This is a genomic window from Kitasatospora sp. NBC_01246, from assembly GCF_036226505.1.
Classification (GTDB): Bacteria; Actinomycetota; Actinomycetes; order Streptomycetales; family Streptomycetaceae; genus Kitasatospora.
Genome location: NZ_CP108484.1, coordinates 6,462,376 through 6,484,918 on the forward strand (window position 1 = coordinate 6,462,376; position 22,543 = coordinate 6,484,918).

At 74.6% G+C, this 22,543-nt stretch carries 6 protein-coding genes and 1 pseudogene; all 7 read left to right on the forward strand.

Annotation, left to right across the window (positions count from 1 at the left end; all coding sequences use genetic code 11):
- Nucleotide 1: 1 nt before the first annotated feature.
- Nucleotides 2-14,638, forward strand: a pseudogene (locus tag OG618_RS27630) (SDR family NAD(P)-dependent oxidoreductase); the annotation flags it as partial.
- Between the two features lie 210 nt (nt 14,639-14,848).
- Nucleotides 14,849-15,685: a hypothetical protein gene (locus tag OG618_RS27635; protein ID WP_329490246.1), complete on the forward strand. Its 837-nt coding sequence runs from the start codon at nt 14,849-14,851 to the stop codon at nt 15,683-15,685.
- 5 nt (nt 15,686-15,690) lie between these two features.
- Nucleotides 15,691-18,885, forward strand: a complete 3,195-nt coding sequence (locus tag OG618_RS27640; RefSeq protein WP_329490247.1) for a condensation domain-containing protein — start codon at nt 15,691-15,693, stop codon at nt 18,883-18,885.
- Between the two features lie 80 nt (nt 18,886-18,965).
- Nucleotides 18,966-19,832: a 3-hydroxyacyl-CoA dehydrogenase family protein gene (locus OG618_RS27645; protein ID WP_329490248.1), complete on the forward strand. Its 867-nt coding sequence runs from the start codon at nt 18,966-18,968 to the stop codon at nt 19,830-19,832.
- Nucleotides 19,829-20,119: an acyl carrier protein gene (locus tag OG618_RS27650; protein ID WP_329490249.1), complete on the forward strand. Its 291-nt coding sequence runs from the start codon at nt 19,829-19,831 to the stop codon at nt 20,117-20,119. The genes OG618_RS27645 and OG618_RS27650 overlap by 4 nt, the downstream gene beginning before the upstream one ends.
- Nucleotides 20,112-21,227 (forward strand): acyl-CoA dehydrogenase family protein, encoded by a 1,116-nt coding sequence (locus OG618_RS27655; protein WP_329490250.1) that lies wholly within the window; start codon nt 20,112-20,114, stop codon nt 21,225-21,227. The genes OG618_RS27650 and OG618_RS27655 overlap by 8 nt, the downstream gene beginning before the upstream one ends.
- A 45-nt stretch (nt 21,228-21,272) precedes the next feature.
- Nucleotides 21,273-22,379, forward strand: a complete 1,107-nt coding sequence (locus OG618_RS27660; RefSeq protein WP_329490251.1) for an HAD-IIIC family phosphatase — start codon at nt 21,273-21,275, stop codon at nt 22,377-22,379.
- The last annotated feature ends 164 nt before the right edge of the window (nt 22,380-22,543 follow it).

Below are 22,543 nucleotides of genomic sequence, written 5' to 3' on the forward strand. Positions count from 1 at the left end.
GATGACCGGACAGGCCGACAAGCTCCTTGAAGCGCTGCGTGCCTCCGTGAAGGAAACCGAGCGGCTGCGACAGCGGAACCGCCAGCTCGTCTCGGCGGCCTCGGAACCGCTGGCGATCGTCGGCATGAGCTGCCGCTACCCCGGGGGCGTGACGACCCCCGAGGAACTGTGGGAGCTGCTCGCCGCCGGCGGGGACGCGATCTCCGGGTTCCCGGACGACCGCGGCTGGGACACCGAGGGCGTCTACGACCCCGACCCCGACCACCAGGGCACGTCCTACGTGGTCGAGGGCGGGTTCCTGCGGGACGCGGCCGGCTTCGACGCCGGGTTCTTCGGGATCTCGCCGCGTGAGGCGCTGGCGATGGACCCGCAGCAGCGGCTGCTGCTGGAGACGTCCTGGGAGGCGCTGGAGCGGGCCGGGGTCGACCCGGCCTCGCTCCGGGGCTCGCAGACCGGCGTGTTCGTCGGCGTCGCCCCCTCCGACTACGTCGCGCACCAGTCCCTGCAGACCATGGAGGGGCTCGACTGGCACCTCATGACCGGTGGTGCGGCCAGCGTGATGTCCGGCCGCATCTCCTACCTGCTCGGTCTGCAGGGGCCGGCGGTCTCCGTCGACACGGCGTGTTCGTCGTCGCTGGTGGCGCTGCACCTGGCCTGCCAGGCGGTGCGCGCCGGGGAGTGCTCGCTGGCGCTGGCCGGCGGTGTCACGGTCATGGCCACCACCATGGGCTTCGTCGGGTTCTCCCGGCAGCGCGGCCTGGCCGAGGACGGGCGTTGCAAGGCGTTCTCGGCCGACGCGGACGGCATGGGGATGGGCGAGGGCGCCGGCATGGTCGTCGTCGAGCGCCTGTCGGACGCGCTGCGCAACGGGCACAAGGTGCTCGCGGTGGTGCGCGGTTCGGCCGTGAACCAGGACGGCGCGTCCAACGGTCTGACGGCGCCGAACGGTCCGTCCCAGCAGCGGGTGATCCGCGCGGCCCTGGCCAACGCGCGGATCTCGGCCGCCGACGTGGACGCGGTCGAGGCGCACGGCACCGGCACCACGCTGGGCGACCCGATCGAGGCGCAGGCGCTGCTCACCACCTACGGCCAGGACCGTCCGGAGGGACGGCCGCTGCTGCTGGGGTCGGTGAAGTCCAACATCGGTCACTCCCAGCAGGCGGCGGGTGTCGCCGGTGTGATCAAGATGGTGCTGGCCCTCCAGCATGAGCAGCTGCCGAAGACCCTGCACGCGGACGTGCCGTCGCCGCACGTCGACTGGACGGAAGGCGAGGTCCGGCTGCTGACCGAGGCCGTGCCGTGGCCGGCCGGCGAGCGGGCCCGCCGGGCCGGGGTGTCCTCGTTCGGCCTGAGCGGTACCAACGCGCACATCATCCTGGAGGAGGCCCCGGCCGGGGGCGCCGAGGCCCAGGAGGGCGACACCCCGGCGACGGCGCCGGTGGTGTCGGGGGCGGACGCCTGGCTGGTGTCGGGCCGCACGGCCGAGGGCCTGACGGCGCAGGCGGAGCGGCTGCACGCGTGGGTGTCGGCGCGGCCGTCGGTGGAGCCGGCGGAGGTGGCGTGGTCGCTGGCGACGACGCGGTCGGTGTTCGAGCACCGGGCGGTCGTGCTGGGTGGCGGGCGCGGCGAGCTGGTGGCCGGGTTGGAGAGTCTGGCGTCCGGTGTGCCGTCGGGGTCGGTGGTGTCGGGTGTGGCGCGGCCGGGTGCGCGGGTGGTGTTCGCGTTCGCGGGGCAGGGTTCGCAGTGGGTGGGGATGGGCCGTGAACTGGCCCTGTCGAGCCCGGTGTTCGCGGCGCGGTTGGCGGAGTGCGAGGCGGCGCTGGCGCCGTATGTGGACTGGTCACTGGCCGATGTCCTCGCGGGTGTAACGGAGTTGAAGGCGGCGGATGTCGTCCAGCCGGCGTTGTGGGCGGTGATGGTGTCGCTGGCGGCGGTCTGGGAGGCCGCCGGTGTCAAGCCTGCTGCGGTGGTGGGGCATTCGCAGGGTGAGATCGCCGCGGCGACCGTCGCGGGGATGCTGTCGCTGGAGGACGGCGCCCGGGTGGTGGCGCTGCGTTCGAAGTCGTTGAAGGTGCTGGCCGGTCTCGGCGGGATGCTCTCGGTGAGCCGGTCGGCGGCCGTGGTCGAGGAGCGGATCGCCCGGTTCGGTGAGCGGCTGTCGCTGGCGGCGGTCAACGGGCCTTCGGCGGTGGTGGTTTCGGGTGAGCCCGAGGCGCTGGAGGAGTTGAAGGCGGAGTTCGAGGCGGAGGGCGTGCGCGCCCGGATGGTCGCGGTGGACTACGCCTCGCACTCGGCGCAGGTGGACCGCCTCGAAGCGGAGATCACCGAGGTCCTGGCCGGTATCGCGCCGCGCCGGGGCCGGATCCCGATGGTGTCCGCGATGACCGGGGAGACGCTCACCGGCGAGGAGCTGGACGCCGCCTACTGGTACGGCAGCCTGCGCGCCACGGTCCACTTCGACCGCGCGGTGCGCACGCTCGCCGGTCAGGGCCACCAGGTTTTCGTCGAGGTGACTCCGCACCCGGTGCTGCTGGGCGCGATGAACGACACGCTCGAAGAGGTCGCGCTGGACTCCGCCGCGCTGCCGGCGGCCGTCTGCGGCACGCTGCGCCGCGACGACGGCGGGGCCCAGCGCCTGCTGGCCTCACTCGCCGAGGCCTTCGTCAACGGTGCCCCCGTGGACTGGCGCACGGTGCTCCCGGCCGCCGAGTCGGTGGAGCTGCCCACCTACGCCTTCCAGCACGAGCAGTTCTGGCCGCCGGCTGCGGCGCCGTCCCTCGGTGGGGACGCGGTCTCGCTCGGCCTGGGCGCGGTCGGTCACCCGCTGCTGGGCGCGGCCGTCGAGCTGGCCGGCGGCGCGGGGCTGGTCTGCACCGGGCGGCTGTCGCTGCGGACGCACCCCTGGCTGGCCGACCACGTGGTCGGCGGGGTCGCGCTCCTGCCGGGGACCGGCTTCGTCGAGATGGTGGTCCGGGCCGGTGACCAGGTGGGCTGCGGCCTGCTGGAGGAACTGACCCTCCAGGCGCCGCTGATCTTCCCGGCGGACGGTTCCGGGGTGCAGGTCCAGGTCGTGGTGGCCGCCGCCGATGCGGACGGCCGTCGGACGGTCGAGGTGTTCTCCCGCCCGGACGCCGCCGACGCGCAGCAGGCGTGGCTCCAACACGCGAGCGGTCTGGTCGCCCCCGCCGGTGAACCCGCGCTCGCCGACGAGGACTTCGCGGTCTGGCCTCCGCGCGGGGCCACGGCGGTGGACGTCAGCGGTATGTACGAGGCGCTGGCCGGGACGCCCTACGGCTACGGCCCGGCGTTCCGGGGGCTGCGCGCGGTGTGGCGCCGGGGCGACGAGGTCTTCGCCGAGGTGGCGCTACCCGAGGGTGTGGCCGCCGATGCGGGTGCGTTCGGTCTGCACCCGGCGCTGCTCGACGGTGTGCTGCACGCCAGCGCCCTGGTCGGCGGTTCCGAGGAGGGCGATTCCGGGCAGGTGCGGCTGCCGTTCGCGTGGACGGGCGTCGAGCTGCACGCGGCGGGTGCGTCCGTGCTGCGGGCCCGGCTGCGCCGTGATGCGCAGGGCAGTCTGGTGCTGACGGCGGCGGACGCCACGGGTGCTCCGGTGGTCTCCGTCGAGTCGCTGATCACCCGTCCGGTGGCGGCCGACCAACTGAACTCCGCTGCCTCGACGGTGGCGGATGCCCTGTTCACCGTCGAGTGGGCCCCGGTGAGCGCTGCCGAGGCTCCGGTCGGGGCGTGGGCGCTGATCGGCGCCGACCGCTTCGGTCTGGCCGAGGCGCTGGAGGCCTCCGGCGTTCCGGTCCGCTCGTTCACGGACCTGGCCGGTCTGGCCGCCGCCACGGAGGCGGGGGAGATCGAGGCCGCCCTGGTGCTGGCCTGCGCCGGTGACCAGGACAGTGGAAACCCGGCGCAGGCGGCCGCGCGTGTGACCGGTGAGGCGCTCGGCCTGGCCCAGACCTGGCTGGCCGAGGAGCGTCTGGCCGAGGCCCGGTTGGTGGTCGTCACCCGGGGAGCCGTCGCTGCCGCGGCCGGTGAGCGGGTCGCCGATCTGCCTGCCGCCGCCGTCTGGGGCCTGCTGCGCTCGGCGCAGTCGGAGAACCCCGGCCGACTCGTCCTGGTCGACCTGCCCGCCGGTGAGTCCGGTGCGCCCGCCACGGTGCTGCCGTCGGCGGTGGGCAGCGGTGAGTCCGAGCTGGTCGTCCGCGCCGACCAGGCCCACGGGCGGCGTCTGGCGCGCCCGGCGGGCGAGTTGGCGGTGCCCGAGGGCCCGTGGCGGCTGGAGCCGGACGCCGGCGGGTCACTGGAGGGGCTGACACCGGCGCCGGCGCCGCAGACGGGCGACCCGCTGGAGACCGGACAGGTCCGGGTGGCGGTCCACGCGGCCGGGCTGAACTTCCGCGACGTGCTGATCGGCCTGGGGATGTACCCGGGCGGCGGTGTGATGGGCAGTGAGCTCGCGGGTACGGTGCTCGACCTCGGCCCCGAGGTGACCGGCCTCGCGGTCGGCGACCGGGTGATGGGCGTCGCCGCAGGCGGGTTCGGGCCGGTGGCGGTCACGGACGCCCGGCAGCTGGTGCGGATCCCGGAGGGCTGGACCTTCGCCGAGGCCGCGTCGGTGCCCGTGGCGTTCATGACGGCCTGGTACGCGCTGGTGGAGCTGGCCGAGGCCGAGGCCGGCCGACGGGTGCTCGTGCACGCGGGCGCCGGTGGCGTCGGCATGGCGGCGGTGCAGCTCGCCCGGCACCTGGGCCTGGAGGTGTTCGCGACGGCGAGTCCGGCGAAGTGGCCGGTGCTGGCCGCGATGGGCCTGGACGAAGCGCACATCTCCTCGTCCCGCGACGCCGGGTTCGAGGCGGAGTTCCTCGCCGCCACCGGCGGCGCGGGTGTGGACATCGTGGTGAACTCCCTGGCGGGCGAGCTGACGGACGCCTCGCTTCGGCTGCTGCCGCGCGGTGGGGCCTTCGTCGAGATGGGCCGTACCGACCTCCGTGACGCGGAGGCCCTGTCCGTCCAGTACCCCGGGGTCTTCTACCGGCCGTTCGATCTCGGCGAGGCCGGGCCCGAGCGGATGGGGGCGATGCTCGGCCGGATCGTCGACCTGATGGCGGCGGGCGAGCTGACGCGGCTCCCGGTCCGGGCCTGGGACATCCGGCGGGCGCGTGAGGCGTTCCGCTTCATGCAGCAGGCGCGCCACACCGGCAAGCTGGTCCTGACCGTCCCCGCCGAACTGCGCGCCCCCCGCCCATCCGGGCGGACGGCGCTGGTGACGGGTGGCACGGGCACGCTGGGCGGTCTGGTCGCGCGGCATCTGGTGACCGCGGCCCAGGCGGACGGTCTGGTGCTGACCAGCCGTTCCGGTCCGGCCGCCGCCGGGGTGGCCGTGCTGGCGGCGGAGTTGGCGCGGTCGGGTGCGTCGGTGGACGTGGTCGCCTGTGACACGGCGGACCGTGAGGCGGTGGCCGCGCTGCTGGCGGCGATTCCGGCCGGGCGTCCGCTGCGGAGCGTGATCCACACCGCCGGAGTGCTCGACGACGGGACCATCGCGTCGCTGACGCCCGAGCGGGTGGCCGCGGTGATGCGGCCGAAGGCCGACGGCGCCTGGAACCTGCACGAGCTCACCCGGGGTCTGGACCTGGACCGGTTCGTGCTGTTCTCCTCGGCCGCGGCGACGTTCGGCGTCCCGGGTCAGGGCAACTACGTGGCGGCCAACGCGTTCCTGGACGCGCTGGCGGCCGACCGGCGGGCGGCCGGACTGCCCGGCACCTCGCTGGCCTGGGGCCTCTGGGCGGAGGTCAGCGGCCTGACCGGGCAGCTCTCGGACTCCGACCGGGCCCGCCTGACCCGCGGTGGCGCCGTGGCACTGAGCGCGGCCGAGGGCCTGGCCCTGCTGGACCAGGGGACCGCCCGCTCCGAGGCGCTGCTGGTGGCGACCCGGCTGGACCTCGCCGGGCTGCGCGCGCAGGCCACGCGGAGCGCGGAGGTCCCGCCGCTCTGGCGGACCCTGGTCACGGCCGGGACCGGCCGGCGGACCGCCGCCTCGGGCGGCGTCGGCGCGGACTCGCTGCAACGGCAGCTGGCCGGCCTCTCCGAACAGGAGCGCACCCGGCTGCTCACCGACCTGGTCCGGACCCACGTGGCGGCCGTGCTGGGGCACAGCTCCGCCGAGGCCGTCGAGCCGGGCCGGGCCTTCACCGACCTGGGCTTCGACTCGCTCACCGCGGTCGAACTGCGCAACCGCCTGGGCACCGCGACCGGTCAGCGGCTGCCGGCCACCCTGGTCTTCGACTACCCCAACCCGGTCGCGCTGGCCGGTCACCTGCGGGCCCGGCTGCTCGGTGACGCCGAGCAGCCCGTGGACCTCCTGCCGGTCCGCCCGGCGGAAGCGGGATCCGACGAGCCGATCGCGATCGTCGGAATGGCCTGCCGGCTCCCCGGCGACGTGAACGACCCCGACGGGTTCTGGCAACTGCTCACCACCGGGGCGGACGCGATCTCCCGCTTCCCGGACGACCGCGGCTGGAACGTGGAGGGCCTCTACGACCCGGACCCCGAGAGTGTCGGCACCTCCTACACCCAGGAGGGCGGCTTCGTCGCGGACGCCGGCGGCTTCGACGCCGGGTTCTTCGGGATCTCGCCGCGTGAGGCGCTGGCTATGGACCCGCAGCAGCGTCAGCTGCTGGAGACGTCCTGGGAGGCGCTGGAGCGGGCCGGGATCGACCCCGCGACACTGCGCGGCAGCCAGACCGGCGTCTTCGTCGGCGGGTTCGCGTCGGCCTACGGGCTCGGACTGGCGACCGGCGGCGAGGGAGCCGAAGGGCACCTGACGACCGGCTTCGCGACGAGCGTGATGTCCGGCCGGGTGTCCTACACGCTGGGCCTGGAGGGCCCGGCGGTGACCATCGACACCGCGTGCTCGTCCTCGCTCGTGGCGCTGCACCTGGCCACCCAGGCGATCCGCGCCGGGGAGTGCTCGATGGCGCTCGCCGGCGGGGCCACCGTGATGGCGACCCCCGACGGCATCGTCGGGTTCAGCCAGCAGCGCGGTCTCGCGGTGGACGGCCGCTGCAAGGCCTTCTCGGCCGACGCGGACGGCATGGGCTTCGCCGAGGGCGCCGGCATGGTGGTCCTGGAGCGGCTCTCGGACGCGCGGCGCAACGGGCACCGGGTGCTCGCCGTGGTGCGCGGCTCGGCGGTGAACCAGGACGGTGCGTCCAACGGTCTGACGGCGCCGAACGGTCCGTCCCAGCAGCGGGTGATCCGCGCGGCGCTGGCGAACGCCGGCCTCACGGCCGCCGATGTGGACGCCGTCGAGGCGCACGGGACGGGTACCAAGCTGGGTGACCCGATCGAGGCGCAGGCGCTGCTGGCGACCTACGGTCAGGACCGTGGTGCCCAGAAGCCGCTGTGGCTGGGGTCGGTGAAGTCCAACATCGGGCACACCCAGGCGGCCGCCGGTGTGGCGGGTGTGATCAAGATGGTGCTGGCGTTGCAGCACCAGGAGCTGCCGAGGACGCTGCACGCGGACGAGCCGTCGCCGCACGTGGACTGGTCCGCCGGTGAGGTGGAGCTGCTGACGGAGGCGGCGCCCTGGCCGGTGGGGGAGCGGCCGCGTCGGGCCGGTGTGTCCTCGTTCGGGATCAGCGGCACCAACGCGCACGTCCTGCTGGAGGAGGCGCCCGCCGAGGCCGGTACCGCGACCGACGCGGAGCCGGTCGAGCCGGCCGCTGCCCCGTCGGTGGTCGAACCCGGCGGGGTCGGGGCCTGGGCGGTCTCGGGGCGTTCCGCCCAGGGGCTGACGGCGCAGGCGGAGCGGCTGCACGCGTGGGTGTCGGCGCGGCCGTCGGTGGAGCCGGCGGAGGTGGCGTGGTCGCTGGCGACGACGCGGTCGGTGTTCGAGCACCGGGCGGTCGTGCTGGGTGGCGGGCGCGGCGAGTTGGTGGCCGGGTTGGGGAGTCTGGCGGCCGGTGTGCCGTCGGGGTCGGTGGTGTCGGGTGTGGCGCGGCCGGGTGCGCGGGTGGTGTTCGCGTTCGCGGGGCAGGGTTCGCAGTGGGTCGGCATGGGCCGTGAACTGGCGGCGTGCAGCCCGGTGTTCGCGGCGCGGCTCGCGGAGTGCGAGGCGGCGCTGGCGCCGTATGTGGACTGGTCACTGGCCGATGTCCTGGCGGGTGTGCCGGAGTTGACGGCGGCGGATGTCGTCCAGCCGGCGTTGTGGGCGGTGATGGTGTCGCTGGCGGCGGTCTGGGAGGCAGCCGGTGTCGCGCCGGACGCCGTGGTCGGTCACTCGCAGGGTGAGATAGCGGCGGCGACGGTGGCCGGGATGCTGTCGCTGGAGGACGGCGCGCGCGTCGTGGCGCTGCGTTCGCGGTCGTTGAAGGTCCTGGCGGGCCTGGGCGGCATGTTGTCGGTGAGCCGGAGCGCCGCGGTGGTCGAGGAGCGGATAGCGCGCTTCGGTGAGCGGCTCTCTCTTGCGGCCGTCAACGGCCCTTCGGCGGTGGTGGTTTCGGGCGAGCCCGAGGCCCTGGAGGAGCTGAAGGCCGAGTTCGAGGCGGAGGGAGTCCGGGCCCGCCTTGTCGCGGTGGACTATGCCTCGCACTCGGCGCAGGTGGACCGCCTCGAAGCGGAGATCACCGAGGTCCTGGCCGGTATCGCGCCGCGCCGGGGCCGGATCCCGATGGTCTCGGCGATGACCGGCGAGACGCTGACCGGTGAGGAGTTGGACGCCGCCTACTGGTACGGCAGCCTGCGGGCGACGGTGCACTTCGACCGCGCGGTGCGCACGCTCGCCGGTCAGGGGCACCAGGTTTTCGTCGAGGTGACTCCGCACCCGGTGCTGCTGGGCGCGATGAACGACACGCTCGAAGAGGTCGCCCAGGAGGCCGGCCCGGGCATCGTGCCCGCCGCCGTCTGCGGCACGCTGCGCCGCGACGAGGGCGGCGTGACCCGGCTGGTCACCTCGCTCGCCGAGGCCTTCGTCAACGGCGCCTCCGTGGAGTGGACTTCCGTCCTCCCCTCCGCCGAGCGGGTCGAGCTGCCAACGTACGCCTTCCAGCACGAGCGGTACTGGCCGCGTGCGGCCGGACCGGCTCTGGGTGGGGACGCGGTGTCGCTGGGTCTGGGTGCGGTCGGTCACCCGCTGCTGGGTGCGGCGGTCGAGCTGGCCGGTGGTGCGGGCCTGGTCTGCACCGGGCGGCTGTCCGTGCGGACGCACCCGTGGCTGGCCGATCACGCGATCGGTGGGGCGGTGCTACTGCCGGGGACCGGTTTCGTCGAGATGGTGGTCCGGGCCGGTGACGAACTCGGTTGCGGCCTGCTGGAGGAGCTGACGCTCCAGGCGCCGCTGGTGCTGCCCGCCGACGGCGGAGGGGTGCAGGTCCAGGTGGTGCTGGCCGAGGCGGACTCCGAGGGTCGTCGGACGGTCGAGGTGTTCTCCCGCCCCGACGGGCAGGAGGAGTGGACGCAGCACGCCGACGGCGTCCTCGCTCCCGCCGGGGAGGCGCCGGTCGCGGAGGAGGACTTCGCGGTCTGGCCTCCGCGCGGGGCCACGGCGGTGGACGTCAGCGGTATGTACGAGGCCGCGGCCGACGGCCCGTACGGCTACGGGCCGGCGTTCCAGGGCTTGCGGGCCGCCTGGCGCCGGGGCGACGAGGTCTTCGCGGAGGTCGCGCTGCCGGACTCGGTGACCGCCGATGCGGGTGCGTTCGGTCTGCACCCGGCGCTGCTGGACGGCGTGTTGCAGGCCAGCGCCCTGGTGTCGGAGGCCGGGGACGAGGTGCGGTTGCCGTTCGCGTGGACGGGTGTCGAGCTGCACGCGGCGGGTGCGTCCGTGTTGCGGGCCCGGCTGCGCCGGGATGCGCAGGGCAGTCTGGTGCTGTCGGCGGCGGATGCGACGGGTGCTCCGGTGGTCTCCGTCGAGTCGCTGATCACTCGTCCGGTGTCGGCCGAGCAATTCCGGTCGAACGATGCCGGGGTGGCGGATTCCCTGTTCACCGTCGAGTGGGCCGCGGTGAGCGCTGTCGAGGCTCCGGTCGGGGCGTGGGCGCTGATCGGCGCCGACCGCTTCGGCCTCGCCGAGGCGCTGAAGGCCTCCGGCGTTCCGGTCCGAGCCTTCACGGACCTGGCCGGCCTGGCCGCCGCCACCGAGGCGGGGGAGATCGAGCCCGCCCTGGTGCTGGCCTGCGCCGGTGACCAGACGGAGGGCGACAACGCGGCCGAGGCCGCCCGCCGGGCGACCGGCGACGCCCTGGCCCTGGCCCAGACCTGGCTGGCCGAGGAGCGTCTGGCCGAGGCCCGGCTGGTGGTCGTCAGCCGGGGAGCCGTCGCTGCCGCGGCCGGGGAGCGGATCGCCGATCTGCCCGCCGCCGCCGTCTGGGGGCTGCTGCGCTCGGCGCAGTCGGAGAACCCCGGCCGGCTCGTCCTGGTCGACCTGCCGACCGGCGCGGGCGCCGAGCAGATCGCCCTCCTCCCGACGGCACTCGCCACCGGCGAGCCGGAACTCGCCGTTCGCGGCACCCTGGCCCACGCACGGCGGCTGACGCGTCCATCCCGTTCCACGGAGGCAGTTGAACAGCTGCCGGGCCGACAGACCGGGCGGACGGCGCTGGTGACGGGTGGCACGGGCACGCTGGGCGGTCTGGTCGCGCGGCATCTGGTGACCACGGGGCGGGCGGACGGTCTGGTGCTGACCAGCCGTTCCGGTCCGGCCGCCGCCGGGGTGGCCGTGCTGGCGGCGGAGTTGGCGCGGTCGGGTGCGTCGGTGGACGTGGTCGCCTGTGACACGGCGGACCGTGAGGCGCTGGCCGCGCTGCTGGCGGCGATTCCGGCGGGGCGTCCGCTGCGGAGCGTGATCCACACCGCCGGTGTCCTGGACGACGGGACGATTCCGTCGCTGACGCCCGAGCGGGTGGCCGCGGTGATGCGGCCGAAGGCCGACGGTGCCTGGCACCTGCACGAGCTCACCCGGGGTCTGGATCTGGACCGGTTCGTGCTGTTCTCCTCGGCCGCGGCGACGTTCGGCGTCCCGGGTCAGGGCAACTACGTGGCGGCCAACGCGTTCCTGGACGCGCTGGCGGCCGACCGGCGGGCGGCCGGACTGCCCGCCACCTCGCTCGCCTGGGGCCTCTGGGCGGAGGTCAGCGGCCTGACCGGGCAGCTCACCGACGCCGAGCGGTCCCGGATGACCCGGAGCGGGACCAGCGGGCTGAGCGCGGCCGAGGGCTTGGCCCTGATGGACCTGGCGCTCGGCCGGGACGAGGCGGTGCTGGTACCGGCCAAGCTGGACCTGGCCGGGCTGCGGTCCCAGGCGGCCCGCACCGGTGACGTCCCGCCGCTCTGGCGGGCACTGGCCGGCCGACCGGCCCGGCGCACCGCCGCCGCCTCCGACGGGGCGGGCGCGGACTCGCTGCGGCAGCGGCTCGCCGCACTGCCCGCCGCGGACGGCGACCGGATGCTGCTGGACCTGGTCCGGGCCCACGTGGCGGCCGTGCTGGGGCACAGCTCCGCCGAGGCCGTCGAGCCCGGCCGGGCCTTCACCGACCTGGGCTTCGACTCGCTCACCGCCGTCCAGTTGCGCAACCGCCTCACCACCGGGACCGGACTGCGGCTGCCGGCCACCCTGGTCTTCGACTACCCCAACCCGGCCGTGCTGGCCGGGCACCTGCGGGGCCGGCTCGGCGGCGGAGCCTCGGCGGCCGTGGCACCGCCGGCCCCGGTCGGGGCGGCGGCCCACGACGAGCCGATCGCGATCGTCGGCATGAGCTGCCGGTTCCCGGGCGGTGTGACGGGGCCCGAGGACCTCTGGCGGATGATCTCCGAGGGGCAGGACGCGATCTCGCCGTTCCCCGCCGACCGCGGCTGGGACCTGGACTCCCTCTACGACCCGGACGCCGCGCACATCGGCACCTCGTACACCCAGGCGGGCGGGTTCGTGCAGGACGCCAGCGCCTTCGACGCCGGGTTCTTCGAGATCAGCCCGCGTGAGGCGCTGGCCATGGACCCGCAGCAGCGACTGCTCCTGGAGCTGTCCTGGGAGGCCATCGAGGGGGCCGGGATCGACCCGGTGTCCCTGCGCGGCAGCCAGACCGGCACCTTCGTGGGCGGCTACACCTCCGGCTACGAGATGAGCGTGCTGGCGCACGGCGGCGCGGAGGCCGAGGGCCACCTGATGACCGGGATCGCGACCAGCATCCTGTCCGGCCGGCTGGCCTACACCTTCGGCCTGGAGGGGCCGGCGGTCACGGTCGACACGGCGTGCTCGTCGGCGCTGGTGGCGCTGCACCTGGCGGCCCAGGCACTGCGGTCCGGCGAGTGCACGATGGCGCTCGCCGGGGGCGTGACGATCATGGCCACGCCGGGGACGTTCGTCGAGTTCTCCCGCCAGCGCGGGCTGGCCCCGGACGGCCGCTGCAAGGCGTTCGCCGCCGCGGCGGACGGCACCGGCTTCGCCGAGGGCGCGGGCGTGCTGGTGGTCGAGCGGCTGTCCGACGCGCAGCGCAACGGGCACCGGGTGCTCGCGGTGCTGCGGGGCAGCGCGACCAACCAGGACGGTGCGTCCAACGGTCTGACCGCCCCCAACGGGCCCTCGCAGCAGCGGGTGATCCGGGCCGCGCTGGCCAACGCCGGCGTCCGCGCCGACGAGGTCGACGTGGTGGAGGCGCACGGCACGGGCACCAGGCTGGGCGACCCGATCGAGGCCCAGGCGCTGCTGGCCACCTACGGCCAGGACCGGCCGGAGGACCGGCCGCTCTGGCTGGGGTCGGTGAAGTCCAACATCGGACACACCCAGGCCGCGGCCGGCATCGCCGGAGTGATCAAGATGGTGCTCGCCCTGCGGCACGGCCGGATGCCCGCCACGCTGCACGTCGACGAGCCCACGCCGCAGGTCGACTGGACGGAGGGCCGGGTGCGGCTGCTGACCGAGCCGGTGCCGTGGCAGCCGAACGGGCGGCCGCGCCGGGCGGGCGTCTCCTCGTTCGGGATCAGCGGTACCAACGCGCACGTCATCGTGGAGGAGGCCCCCGCGCCGGCCGCGCCCGTCGCCCCGTCGGCAGCGCCGGCGGTGGTGCCGTGGGTGCTGTCCGGGCGGACCGAGGAGGCACTGCGGGCCCAGGCCGGGCGGCTGCGCGACTTCCTCCTCGACCGGCCGGACGCGGACCCGGTGGACATCGGGTTCTCCCTGGCCACCACGCGCACGGTCTTCGACCACCGGGCGGTCGTACTGGGCGCGGACCGGGACGGCCTGCTCGCGGGCCTCGCGGTGGCCGCCGCCGGCGTGCCCACCAGGGACGTGCTGACCGGCACCGCGACGGCGGGCCACCGGCCCGTGTTCGTCTTCCCCGGCAGCGAGTCCCGGTGGCTCGGCTGCGCCGCCGCGCTGCTGGACGAGGCGCCGGTCTTCGCGGACCGGATCGCCGCGTGCGAGCGGGACCTGGCCCCGTACGTCGACTGGAAGGTCACCGAGGTGCTGCGGGAGGGCCCGGCCGGTCCGGCGCTCGACCGCCCCGAGGTCCTCCAGCCGGTGCTCTGGGCGGTGATGGTGTCGCTGGCCGCGCTGTGGCGCTCGGCGGGCGTCCACCCGGCGGCCGTCGCGGGCCACGCGGTGGGCGAGGTCGCGGCCGCCCAGGTGGCCGGTGTGCTGTCACCGGCGGACGCGGCCCGGATCGCGGTGCTGACCGGCCGGTCGGCGGCCGGCGCGGCCGCCGACCGGGCGGAACTCGCCGCCGTCCGCCCGCGGGCGGGCACGGTGCCGCTGTTCTCCACCCGGGCGATGGCCTGGGCCGAGGGCGCCGGACTGGGCGCCGACCACTGGGTCCGGAGCCCGCAGGAAACCCTGCCGGCCGAGGAGTTGGCGGCGGCCCTGGCCGACGGCGGCTTCGGTGCGTACATCGAGGTCAGCGCCGACCCGGTGCTCACCGCGGCCCTCGCCCGGGCCCTGGACGACCGGGGCCTGCGGACCGGGGCGGGCGCCACCGTCACCGGGACGCTGCGCCACGGGGAAGGGGGCCTGCGGTCGTTCACATCCGGGCTGGCCGCCCTCCACGTCCTCGGCGTCCCCGTGGACTGGGCCGCGGTCCTGGGCGGCGGGCGCCGCGTCGACCTGCCGACGTACGCGTTCCAGCGACAGCCCTACTGGCCGCAGCCGCCGGCCCGCAGGCCCGGCGCGGAACCGGTCGCGGCCGGCTCCGCCACCCCGGGCGAGCAGCGCTTCTGGGCCGCTCTGGAGGGCGGGGACATGGCCGCTCTGGCCGAAGTCCTCGGCCTGGCCGAGCCGTTGCGGGAGGACATGCCGCTGGGCACGGTGCTGGCGCGGCTCTCGACCTGGCGTCAGCAGGAACGCGAGCAGGCGCAGCTCGACGGCCCCGACGGGCCCGCCGACGGCTCCGGTGACCTCGACTGGCTCCGGCAGCTGGCCGGCCTCGGCGAGGCCGAGCAGCGGGAGCTGGTGCTCGACCTGCTCCGCCAGGAGATCGCCACGATGCTCGGCTACGCGTCGGTCGATTCGGTCCGCCCGAACGGCGACGTGTTCGAGATGGGCATGACGTCCATGTCGGCCGTTCAACTGCGGGAAAGAATTACCGGGCTGACCGGCCTTAAGCTGCCGGAGGGCTTCATCTATGACCTCTATCTGCCGGAAGCGATCGCGGATTTCCTGCTCGGCGAGCTGACGGCGGTCCTCCGGGAAAGCGCCGACGGGCAATGAGCCGACGGGCCATGAGCCGGGGGCCGATGAGCGGCCCCCGGCGCTCCGGGGCCGTGCCGGTGTCCGACCGGTTCTTCGAGGAAATGTTCCACGGGCTGTGCCGCAGGGAAACCAGCCGTCCGACTCCGAAGATGGGATGAGAAAGTGCCGAACGAGAACGCCTGGAGCGTCATAACCGCCCCGACGTCGAAGTCCCTTGTTCTCGGAATCGATTTCCCCGCCGCCGGGCGGCGCGAGGCCGGATTCGAGGACCTCGCACGGAAGATGGGCCCGGCCTGGGCCGGGCACGGGTTCCTGCAGACCACGCCCCCGCCGGTCCGCCTGGCCGACCGCCCGGCCGGCGACTACTACACCGAGCACTGGCTGAACGCCGGCGAGTGGGAGAAGTACGAGGTGGTGGCCGTGCTCGGCTACTGCGTCGGCGGCGTCTACGCCGGTGAGATCGCCGACCGCCTGGCGCAGCGTCAGGGCACGGCCCCCAAGGTGGTCCTGTTCGACCCGCAGGTCACCGACCTGCAGCTGCTGGAGTCCGAGATCCACAAGATGATCGCGCTGGCCGGCCCGGTCTTCACCGCGGAGGAGGCGGAGCACGCCCGCGAGCGGGCCGCCGAGATCGTCGGGACCCCGTCGATCGGCCTGCTCGACGCCGCCGTAGAGATCGTCGGCCTCTACCGCGAGATGGCCTCCATCGCCTTCCGGCGGATCGGTCTCGCCGACGCCCGCCGGGACGAGGTCGTGCTGCTCTTCGAGTCGTACATGACGTGGCTCTCCGCCGCCTCCCAGATCGACCCGAGCCGGGCCTGGGGCGAGGCGCTCGCCGTCACCTCCTCCGACTACGCGGAGCTGGAGCGGACCGGCGCGGCGACGGTGGTCAACGCCAGCAAGGTGCTGGGTCGGCGGCTCTCGCTGGAGATCGGCCACGTCGACCTCCTGCGGGACGACTCGACGGTCCGGCTCCTCCTCGACAACGCCGAATTCTGAGGGCGATGAACTCCGACCTGGGCGCGTCCGGCCGGCCGCCGGAACCGGACCGCGCGAACGCACCGACGAACGCACCGACTACCGCGACGACGAACGCACCGACGACCTCGGCGCCGACCGCGACGACGAGCAAGGAGAAGGCCCTCTGGCTGCTGGAGCAGCTGGTCCCGGAGACCGGGGTCAACAACCTGGGGCTGGCCCTCCAGGTGAGCGGGCGGCTGCGGCCGGACGCGCTGCGGGCGGCCCTGGCGATCGTGGTCGGCCGGTACGAGGTGCTGCGGACCGTCTACCGCACCACCGGGGCGGACCTGGTCAAGGAGGTCGTCCCCGCGAGCGGGTTCGCCGTGGAGATCGAGCCGCTCGACCTGTCGGGCGACCCGGTGGAGCGGCAGCTGACCGCGTTCGCGGACCGGCCGTTCCGGCTCGACGGCCGGCCGCTGGTCAGGATCGGGCACGCCGTCCGTCCGGACGGCGACGTGCTCTGCGTGGCCGTGCACCACCTGGTCTTCGACATGGTCTCGGTGGCCCTGTTCCTCCAGGCGTTCATCCCGGTCTACGACGCGATCGCGGCGGGCCGGCCGGTGCCGCCACAGGCCACCGCACCGGCCCCGGCGCTCGCCGAGCCCGAGCCGCGGCCCGCCGACCTCGCCTACTGGCGGGAGACCCTGGAGGGCTTCGACCCGGCCGGGCTGGAGCTGTGGTGCGGCACCCCGCGCGACCGGCAGCCGCGGCTGCGGGGCGATACCGCGAGCCGCGCGCTCTCCCCCGGGGCGCAGCAGGCCGTGCTGCAGTTGCAGCGTGCGGTCAGGGCGCCGCTCGGCGCGGTGATGCTGGCCGCCTACGCGGCCCTCCTCGCGGCGCACGGCGCCGGACCGGACCTCGTCATCGGCTCCCCGGTCAACGTCCGCGGGGCGAACACCGCCGCCATCGGCTACCACGTCAACGTCGTGCCGATCCGGATCCGGGTGGACCTCGCCGAGGGCTTCCGGGCGCTGGCCCGGCAGGCCCGGGACGCGTTCCTCGGGGCGATGGCGCACGCCGACACCCCGGTCGACGAGCTGACCGGGGAGCTGCCGGGGATCGGTACGTCCTGGCAGACCCAGCTCTTCCGCCACCTGTTCAACTTCCTGCCCGAGGCGCCGGCCGGCGAGCTGTCGGTCGGCGGCATGGCGGCCCGGGTGCTGACGGTGGAGAACCCGCACAGCAAGTTCGACCTGGAGCTGGTCGGCTCGCCGTCCCGGGCGGAGATCGTGTTCCGCCACTCCGAGACGCTGGCCCCGGCCGAGGTCGAGGCGATGCTGGACCGGTTCGACGCCCTGCTGGTCGCGGCCGCGCAGGACCCGGACCGGCCGCTCGCCGGGACGGCGGGCTGGAGCGACGCCGACCGCCGGGCCGTCGACCGGGCCGACGGGACGGCCGCCCCGGCCGTGCGCCCGACGGTGCCCGCGGCGTTCCGGGCCTGGGCGGAGAAGACACCCGAGGCCCCGGCCGTGACCGACGGCGACCACGGCGTCGACTACCGGCAGGTGGACGGGGCGGCATCCGCCGTCCGCGCGCTGCTGGCCGGTGCCGGCATCGGGCCGGGCGACACGGTGGCGATCGCCGTGCCGCGGCGCGAGGCCGCGGCCGCCGCCCTCGGCGTCTGGCGGGCCGGCGCCGTCTGCCTGCCGCTCGACGCCGGACACGACCCGTCCTGGCTGACCCGGCAGCTCACCCACGCGCGGGCGAAGGCCGTCCTCACAGGGACGGGTGTCCGGCTGCCCGACGACGCCGACCTGCCGCCGGTCCTGACGTCGGCCGACGCCCCTGCGCCCGGTCCCGCCGGACCGGACGCGGACGGCGAACCGACCGCGCCCGCCTGCGTGTTCTACACCTGCGGGGAGGCCGGAGAACCGGTCGCCACCGTGCTCAGCCACGCGGGCCTCGCGGACGCGGTCGGCCACTTCGCGGCCGAGCTCGGCGTCGGGCCCGGCACCGGTGTGCCGACGCTCGCCGCGCCGGCCGGCTTCGACGCGCTCTTCGAGACCTTCCTGGCGCTGGGCGCGGGCGGCCGCTGCGTGGTCCTGCCCGATGGCGCCCGGACCGACGCGACCGCCCTCCGGGCCGCCGTCGACGGGCTCGACGCGACCGTCGCCGTCGTCCCGCCGGGCACCCCGGCCCGACTCCTGGCGGACCCGGCCGGGCAGCTGCCCGGACTGACGGTGCTGGCCAGGGGCGACGAGCTGACCGCCGAGGTGGCGGAGCGGCTCCTCGCGGGCGGCTGCCGACTGCACAGCGGCCTCGGCATTCCGGGGACCACCGGCTGGGTGCTGTCCGGCCGGGTGGAGAGGCCCGACGGGCTGACCCGGGGGCGGCCGGTGGCCGGCACCCGGGCCTTCGTCACCGCCCCCGACGGGCGCGAGCTGCCCGTCGGACTGCGCGGTGAACTCCGCCTCGCGGGAACGGCTGCGGCCCCGAGCGGGCCGGACGGTCCGGCGGTCGCGACCGACGCACGGTACGGGCGCCACCACCGCACCGGCGAACTCGCCCGCCGGCGGTCCGACGGGGCGATCGAGTGGCTCGGCCGGGCCGACCGCCGGGTCACCACCGAGGACGGCCCGGTCGACCTCGGCCGCGTGAAGGCCGACCTGCTCGGCCGGGCCGGGGTGACGGCGGCCGCCGCGCTGGCCGTGCCGCGGCCCGACGGCGGGCACACCGTCGTCGCCTTCGCCGAGACGACCACCGAGACGGCCACCGAGGCGTCCACCGACCCGACCACCGAGGCGTCCACCGACCCGACCACCGACCCGACCACCGGGACAGTCGCCGACCCGGCCGTTGCCCCGGGCTCGGCCACCGACACCGGCGCCCCCGCCGGGTCCCGGCTGTTCGTCCGCCTGGCCGCGCTGCCCAGGACACCGGACGGCCGCCCCGACCACGAGGCCCTCCGCGCGCTGGCCCGCAAGGCCGTCGAGCAGGGCGCCGACCGGCCGGACCCGGCGGAGGACGACGCGCTCGTCCGCAGCCTCGTCGGGATCTGGGGGCAGCTGCTGAGCACCGACGCCACGGCACAGACGAACTTCTTCGACTCGGGCGGCCACTCGCTGCTCGCGGCCGTCCTGGCGCAGCGGGTCGAAGAGCTCACCGGCAGGAACCTCGAACTCGCCGACGTGTTCAAGCACCCGACCCCCGCCGCTCTCGCCGCGCTGCTGCGCGCCTGAGCGGCGGACCACACCGGGCCGCGTCACCACGACCGGGCCGGCCGACAGGAACCGGCTCACGAAACAGCAGGGAAGAATCCATGAGCACTGCTCTTGAGGAGCACCGCCTCGCCATCATCGGCGCCGGTGTGATGGGTACCAACATCTCGGCGCTTGCCCTCGGCCACGGCGTCTCCGTCGTCCTGGTCGACGTCGACGAGACCGTGCTGGAGACGGCCCGGCAGACCATCCGGCAGAAGCTGCGGCACGCCCAGCTCATGGGCGTCCTGCCGGCCGACCGCCCGCAGGGCACGCTGACCACCAGCGTCAACCTCGACGACATCGCCGAGGCCACCACCGTGGTCGAGGCCGTCACCGAGGTCGACAAGGTCAAGCAGGAGGTGCTCTCCGCGGCCTCCCGGGTCGTGACGCCCGGCACCACCCTGATCTCCAACACCTCGTGCATCCCGATCGACGAGATGGCCGAGTGGATCGTGCGCCCCGAGGACCTGGTGGGCGTGCACTTCATGAACCCCTCCTACATGATCAAGATGGTCGAGGTCATCCGCGGCCCGCGCACCGACCCGGCCGTCCTGGAGCAGGCCACCGAGCTGCTCACCGTCCTCGGCCGCGAGGCACTCGTCATCGAGGACTCGGCGGGCTTCGTGATCAACCGCCTGCTCCACCCGCTGATCAACACCGCGGCCATGCTCGTCCAGGAGGGCGTCGCCTCCGTCGAGGTCGTCGACGGCCTGCTGGAGGGCTGCCTCGGCCACTCCACCGGCCCGCTGCGCACCGGCGACCTGATCGGCCTGGAGAACCTGGTCGACTCGCTCAACGTGCTCTACGAGCGCCGCGGTGACGAAAGCTGCCGCCCCTGTGACCTCCTGCTCGAAAAGGTGCGGGACGGCCACCTCGGCCGGAAGACCGGCCGGGGCTTCTACGACTACGGAAAGGTCGCGTCATGACCGTCCACGGGGACAACACTCCGCTGACCGCTGAGACCCTCCAGAAGGAGATCCTCGGCTTCCTCGCCGAGCGCATCAAGACCGACGTCGAGCTGGACCAGGACCTCTTCGCCTCCGGCGTGGTCTCCTCGATGTTCGCCATGCAGCTCGTCGTCCACCTGGAGGACGCCTACGACATCGCCATCGTCGGCGGCGACCTCAAGCTCGACAACTTCCGCACCGTCGGGGGCATGGCCGGCCTCGTGCTGCGCCTGCGCGGCGACGCGGTGGCGGCCGGGAATGCCTGACCGACCGGCCGACGAGCGCGCCCTCATCGGCGAGCTCGTCGGCTCCCGGGCCGGCTCCTGGGACGTCGCGGGCGAACTGCCCCTCGACGTGCTGCGCACGCTCGGCGCCAAGGGCCTGCTGTGCGCGCAGGTGCCGGCCTCCTACGGCGGCCTCGGGCTGAGCAGCCAGGACAACGGCGAACTCACCGCGTACGTGGGGAGCCTGTGCAGCTCCCTGCGGTCCATCATGACCTCGCAGGGCATCGCGGCCTGGACCATCCAGCGCTTCGGCGACCGCGAGCAGCGGCGCACCTTCCTGGCGGAGCTGACCGGCGGGAAGCTCACCGCGGTCGGCTTCAGCGAGCCGGGGGCCGGCAGCGACCTGGCGGCCATGCGCACCCGGATCAAGGCCGACGGTGACGGGTTCGTCATCGACGGCGAGAAGAAGTGGGTCACCGGCACCCGGTACGCCGACTTCGTCGTCGTCATCGGCCGGCAGGGGGACAGCGACGGCGCGGCCGCCGCGATCGTCCCCGTCGACGCGCCGGGCGTGCACATCGACCTGGTACCCCAGCCGATGGGCTGCCGGGCCGCCGGCCACGCCAACATCCGCCTGGACAACGTCCGGCTGCCGGCCACCCACGTGCTGGGCGGCGGCGGACAGCCCCTGTCGATGCTCTTCACCACGGCGCTCTCCTACGGGCGGGTGTCGATCGCGTGGGGCTGCGTCGGCATCCTGCAGGCCTGCCTGAGCGCCGCCACCCGGCACGTGAAGCACCGGCACCAGGCGGGCGTGGCGCTCGCCGAGCACCAACTCGTCCGCGGGCACCTCGCGGAGCTGCTCGTCGCCGAGCAGGTCTCGCGGCGCAGCTGCGAGCACGCCAGCCGGCAATGGGACTCCGCCGCCCCGGACATGGGGCTCACGGCGGTCCTCGCCAAGCACGTCAGCGCGAACCACGCGGCCCGCGGCGCCGCCACCGCGGTCCAACTGCTCGGATCGACCGGTGCCGAGGACGGCCACGTGGTGGCCCGCGCGTTCCGGGACGCCAAGCTCATGGAGCTCATCGAAGGCAGCAACGAGATCTGCCGGCTGATCCTGGCGGACCACGCCCTGTCGATTTCCGACTGACGTCCATCCGACCGAAGTCCGACCGAAAGCTGGTAGGAGACCCCCGTGGCTGAGAAGCCAACCCTCGTGAAGTGCCTGGTCTGGGACCTGGACAACACCGTCTGGGACGGCACGTTGCTGGAGGACCCGACCGTCGAACTGTTCCCCGGAATCCACGACACCATCGTCGAGCTCGACTCCAGGGGAGTCCTGCACTCGGTGTCGAGCAAGAACGACCACGACCTCGCCTGGAAGCGGCTCGAAGACCTGGGCCTCGCCGAGTACTTCGTGCATCCCCAGATCGGGTGGGGGCGCAAGTCCGACGCGGTCAGGCTGATCGCCGAGCGGCTGAACTTCGCGGAGACGGCCGTCGCCTTCATCGACGACCTGCCCACCGAGCGCGCCGAGGTCAACTACCACGCGCCCGACATCCGTTGCTACCCGGCCGAGCGGGCGGCCGAGCTGACCGCACTGCCCGAGTTCAGCCCCGAGATCGTCACGGTCGACGCCCGGCGCCGCCGGGAGATGTACCAGGCGAGCTTCCGCCGGGACGCCGAGAAGGACACCTTCAGCGGCCCCGACGAGGAGTTCCTGCGCACCCTCGACCTCGTCATGGAGATCAAGCGCGCCGACCAGGAGGACATCTCGCGGGTCGAGGAACTGACCCTGCGCACCAGCCAGATGAACGCGACCGGCGTCCACTACTCGGACGCCGCGCTGCGTGCGCTGCTGGTCGACCCGGACCACGAGGTCCTGACCGTCAACCTCACCGACCGCTTCGGTCCGCACGGCGCCGTGGGCGTGCTCCTCCTGGAGCGCCACGCGGATCTGTGGCACCTCAAGCTCCTCGCGACCTCGTGCCGCGTGGTGACCTTCGGTGCCGGCGCGGTCATCCTCAACTGGCTGATCGACCAGGCGGCCCGCTCCGGCGCCCACCTCGTCGCCGACTTCCGGCGCACCGAGCGCAACCGCATGATGGACATCGCCTACCGGTTCGCGGGCTTCGCCGACGACCCCTGCGCCTGCCAGGCCGTCCTCGGCGAGCCCGCCGGGGAGGGCGTCCAGCGCCTGCACCTGGTCGCGGACCGCCGCGAGGGGCCGACGACGATGCGGCTGGACTCGCCCGAACTCGCCGCGGCCGCCCCCGAGAAGGACGCCGTCGCCCGAGGGTGAGCGGTACCGGGACTCCCCGGCCGAACGGAAAGGCGCGCCGATCAACCGGCGCGCCTTTCTCGGTTGAACACGTGGTCCTCCGGACGGACCGGCTCATATCCTGACCGTCGGGGGCTCCGGCGGGCCATTTCCCGGATTTCCTCGCACAGCTCCAGTGCGGTTCT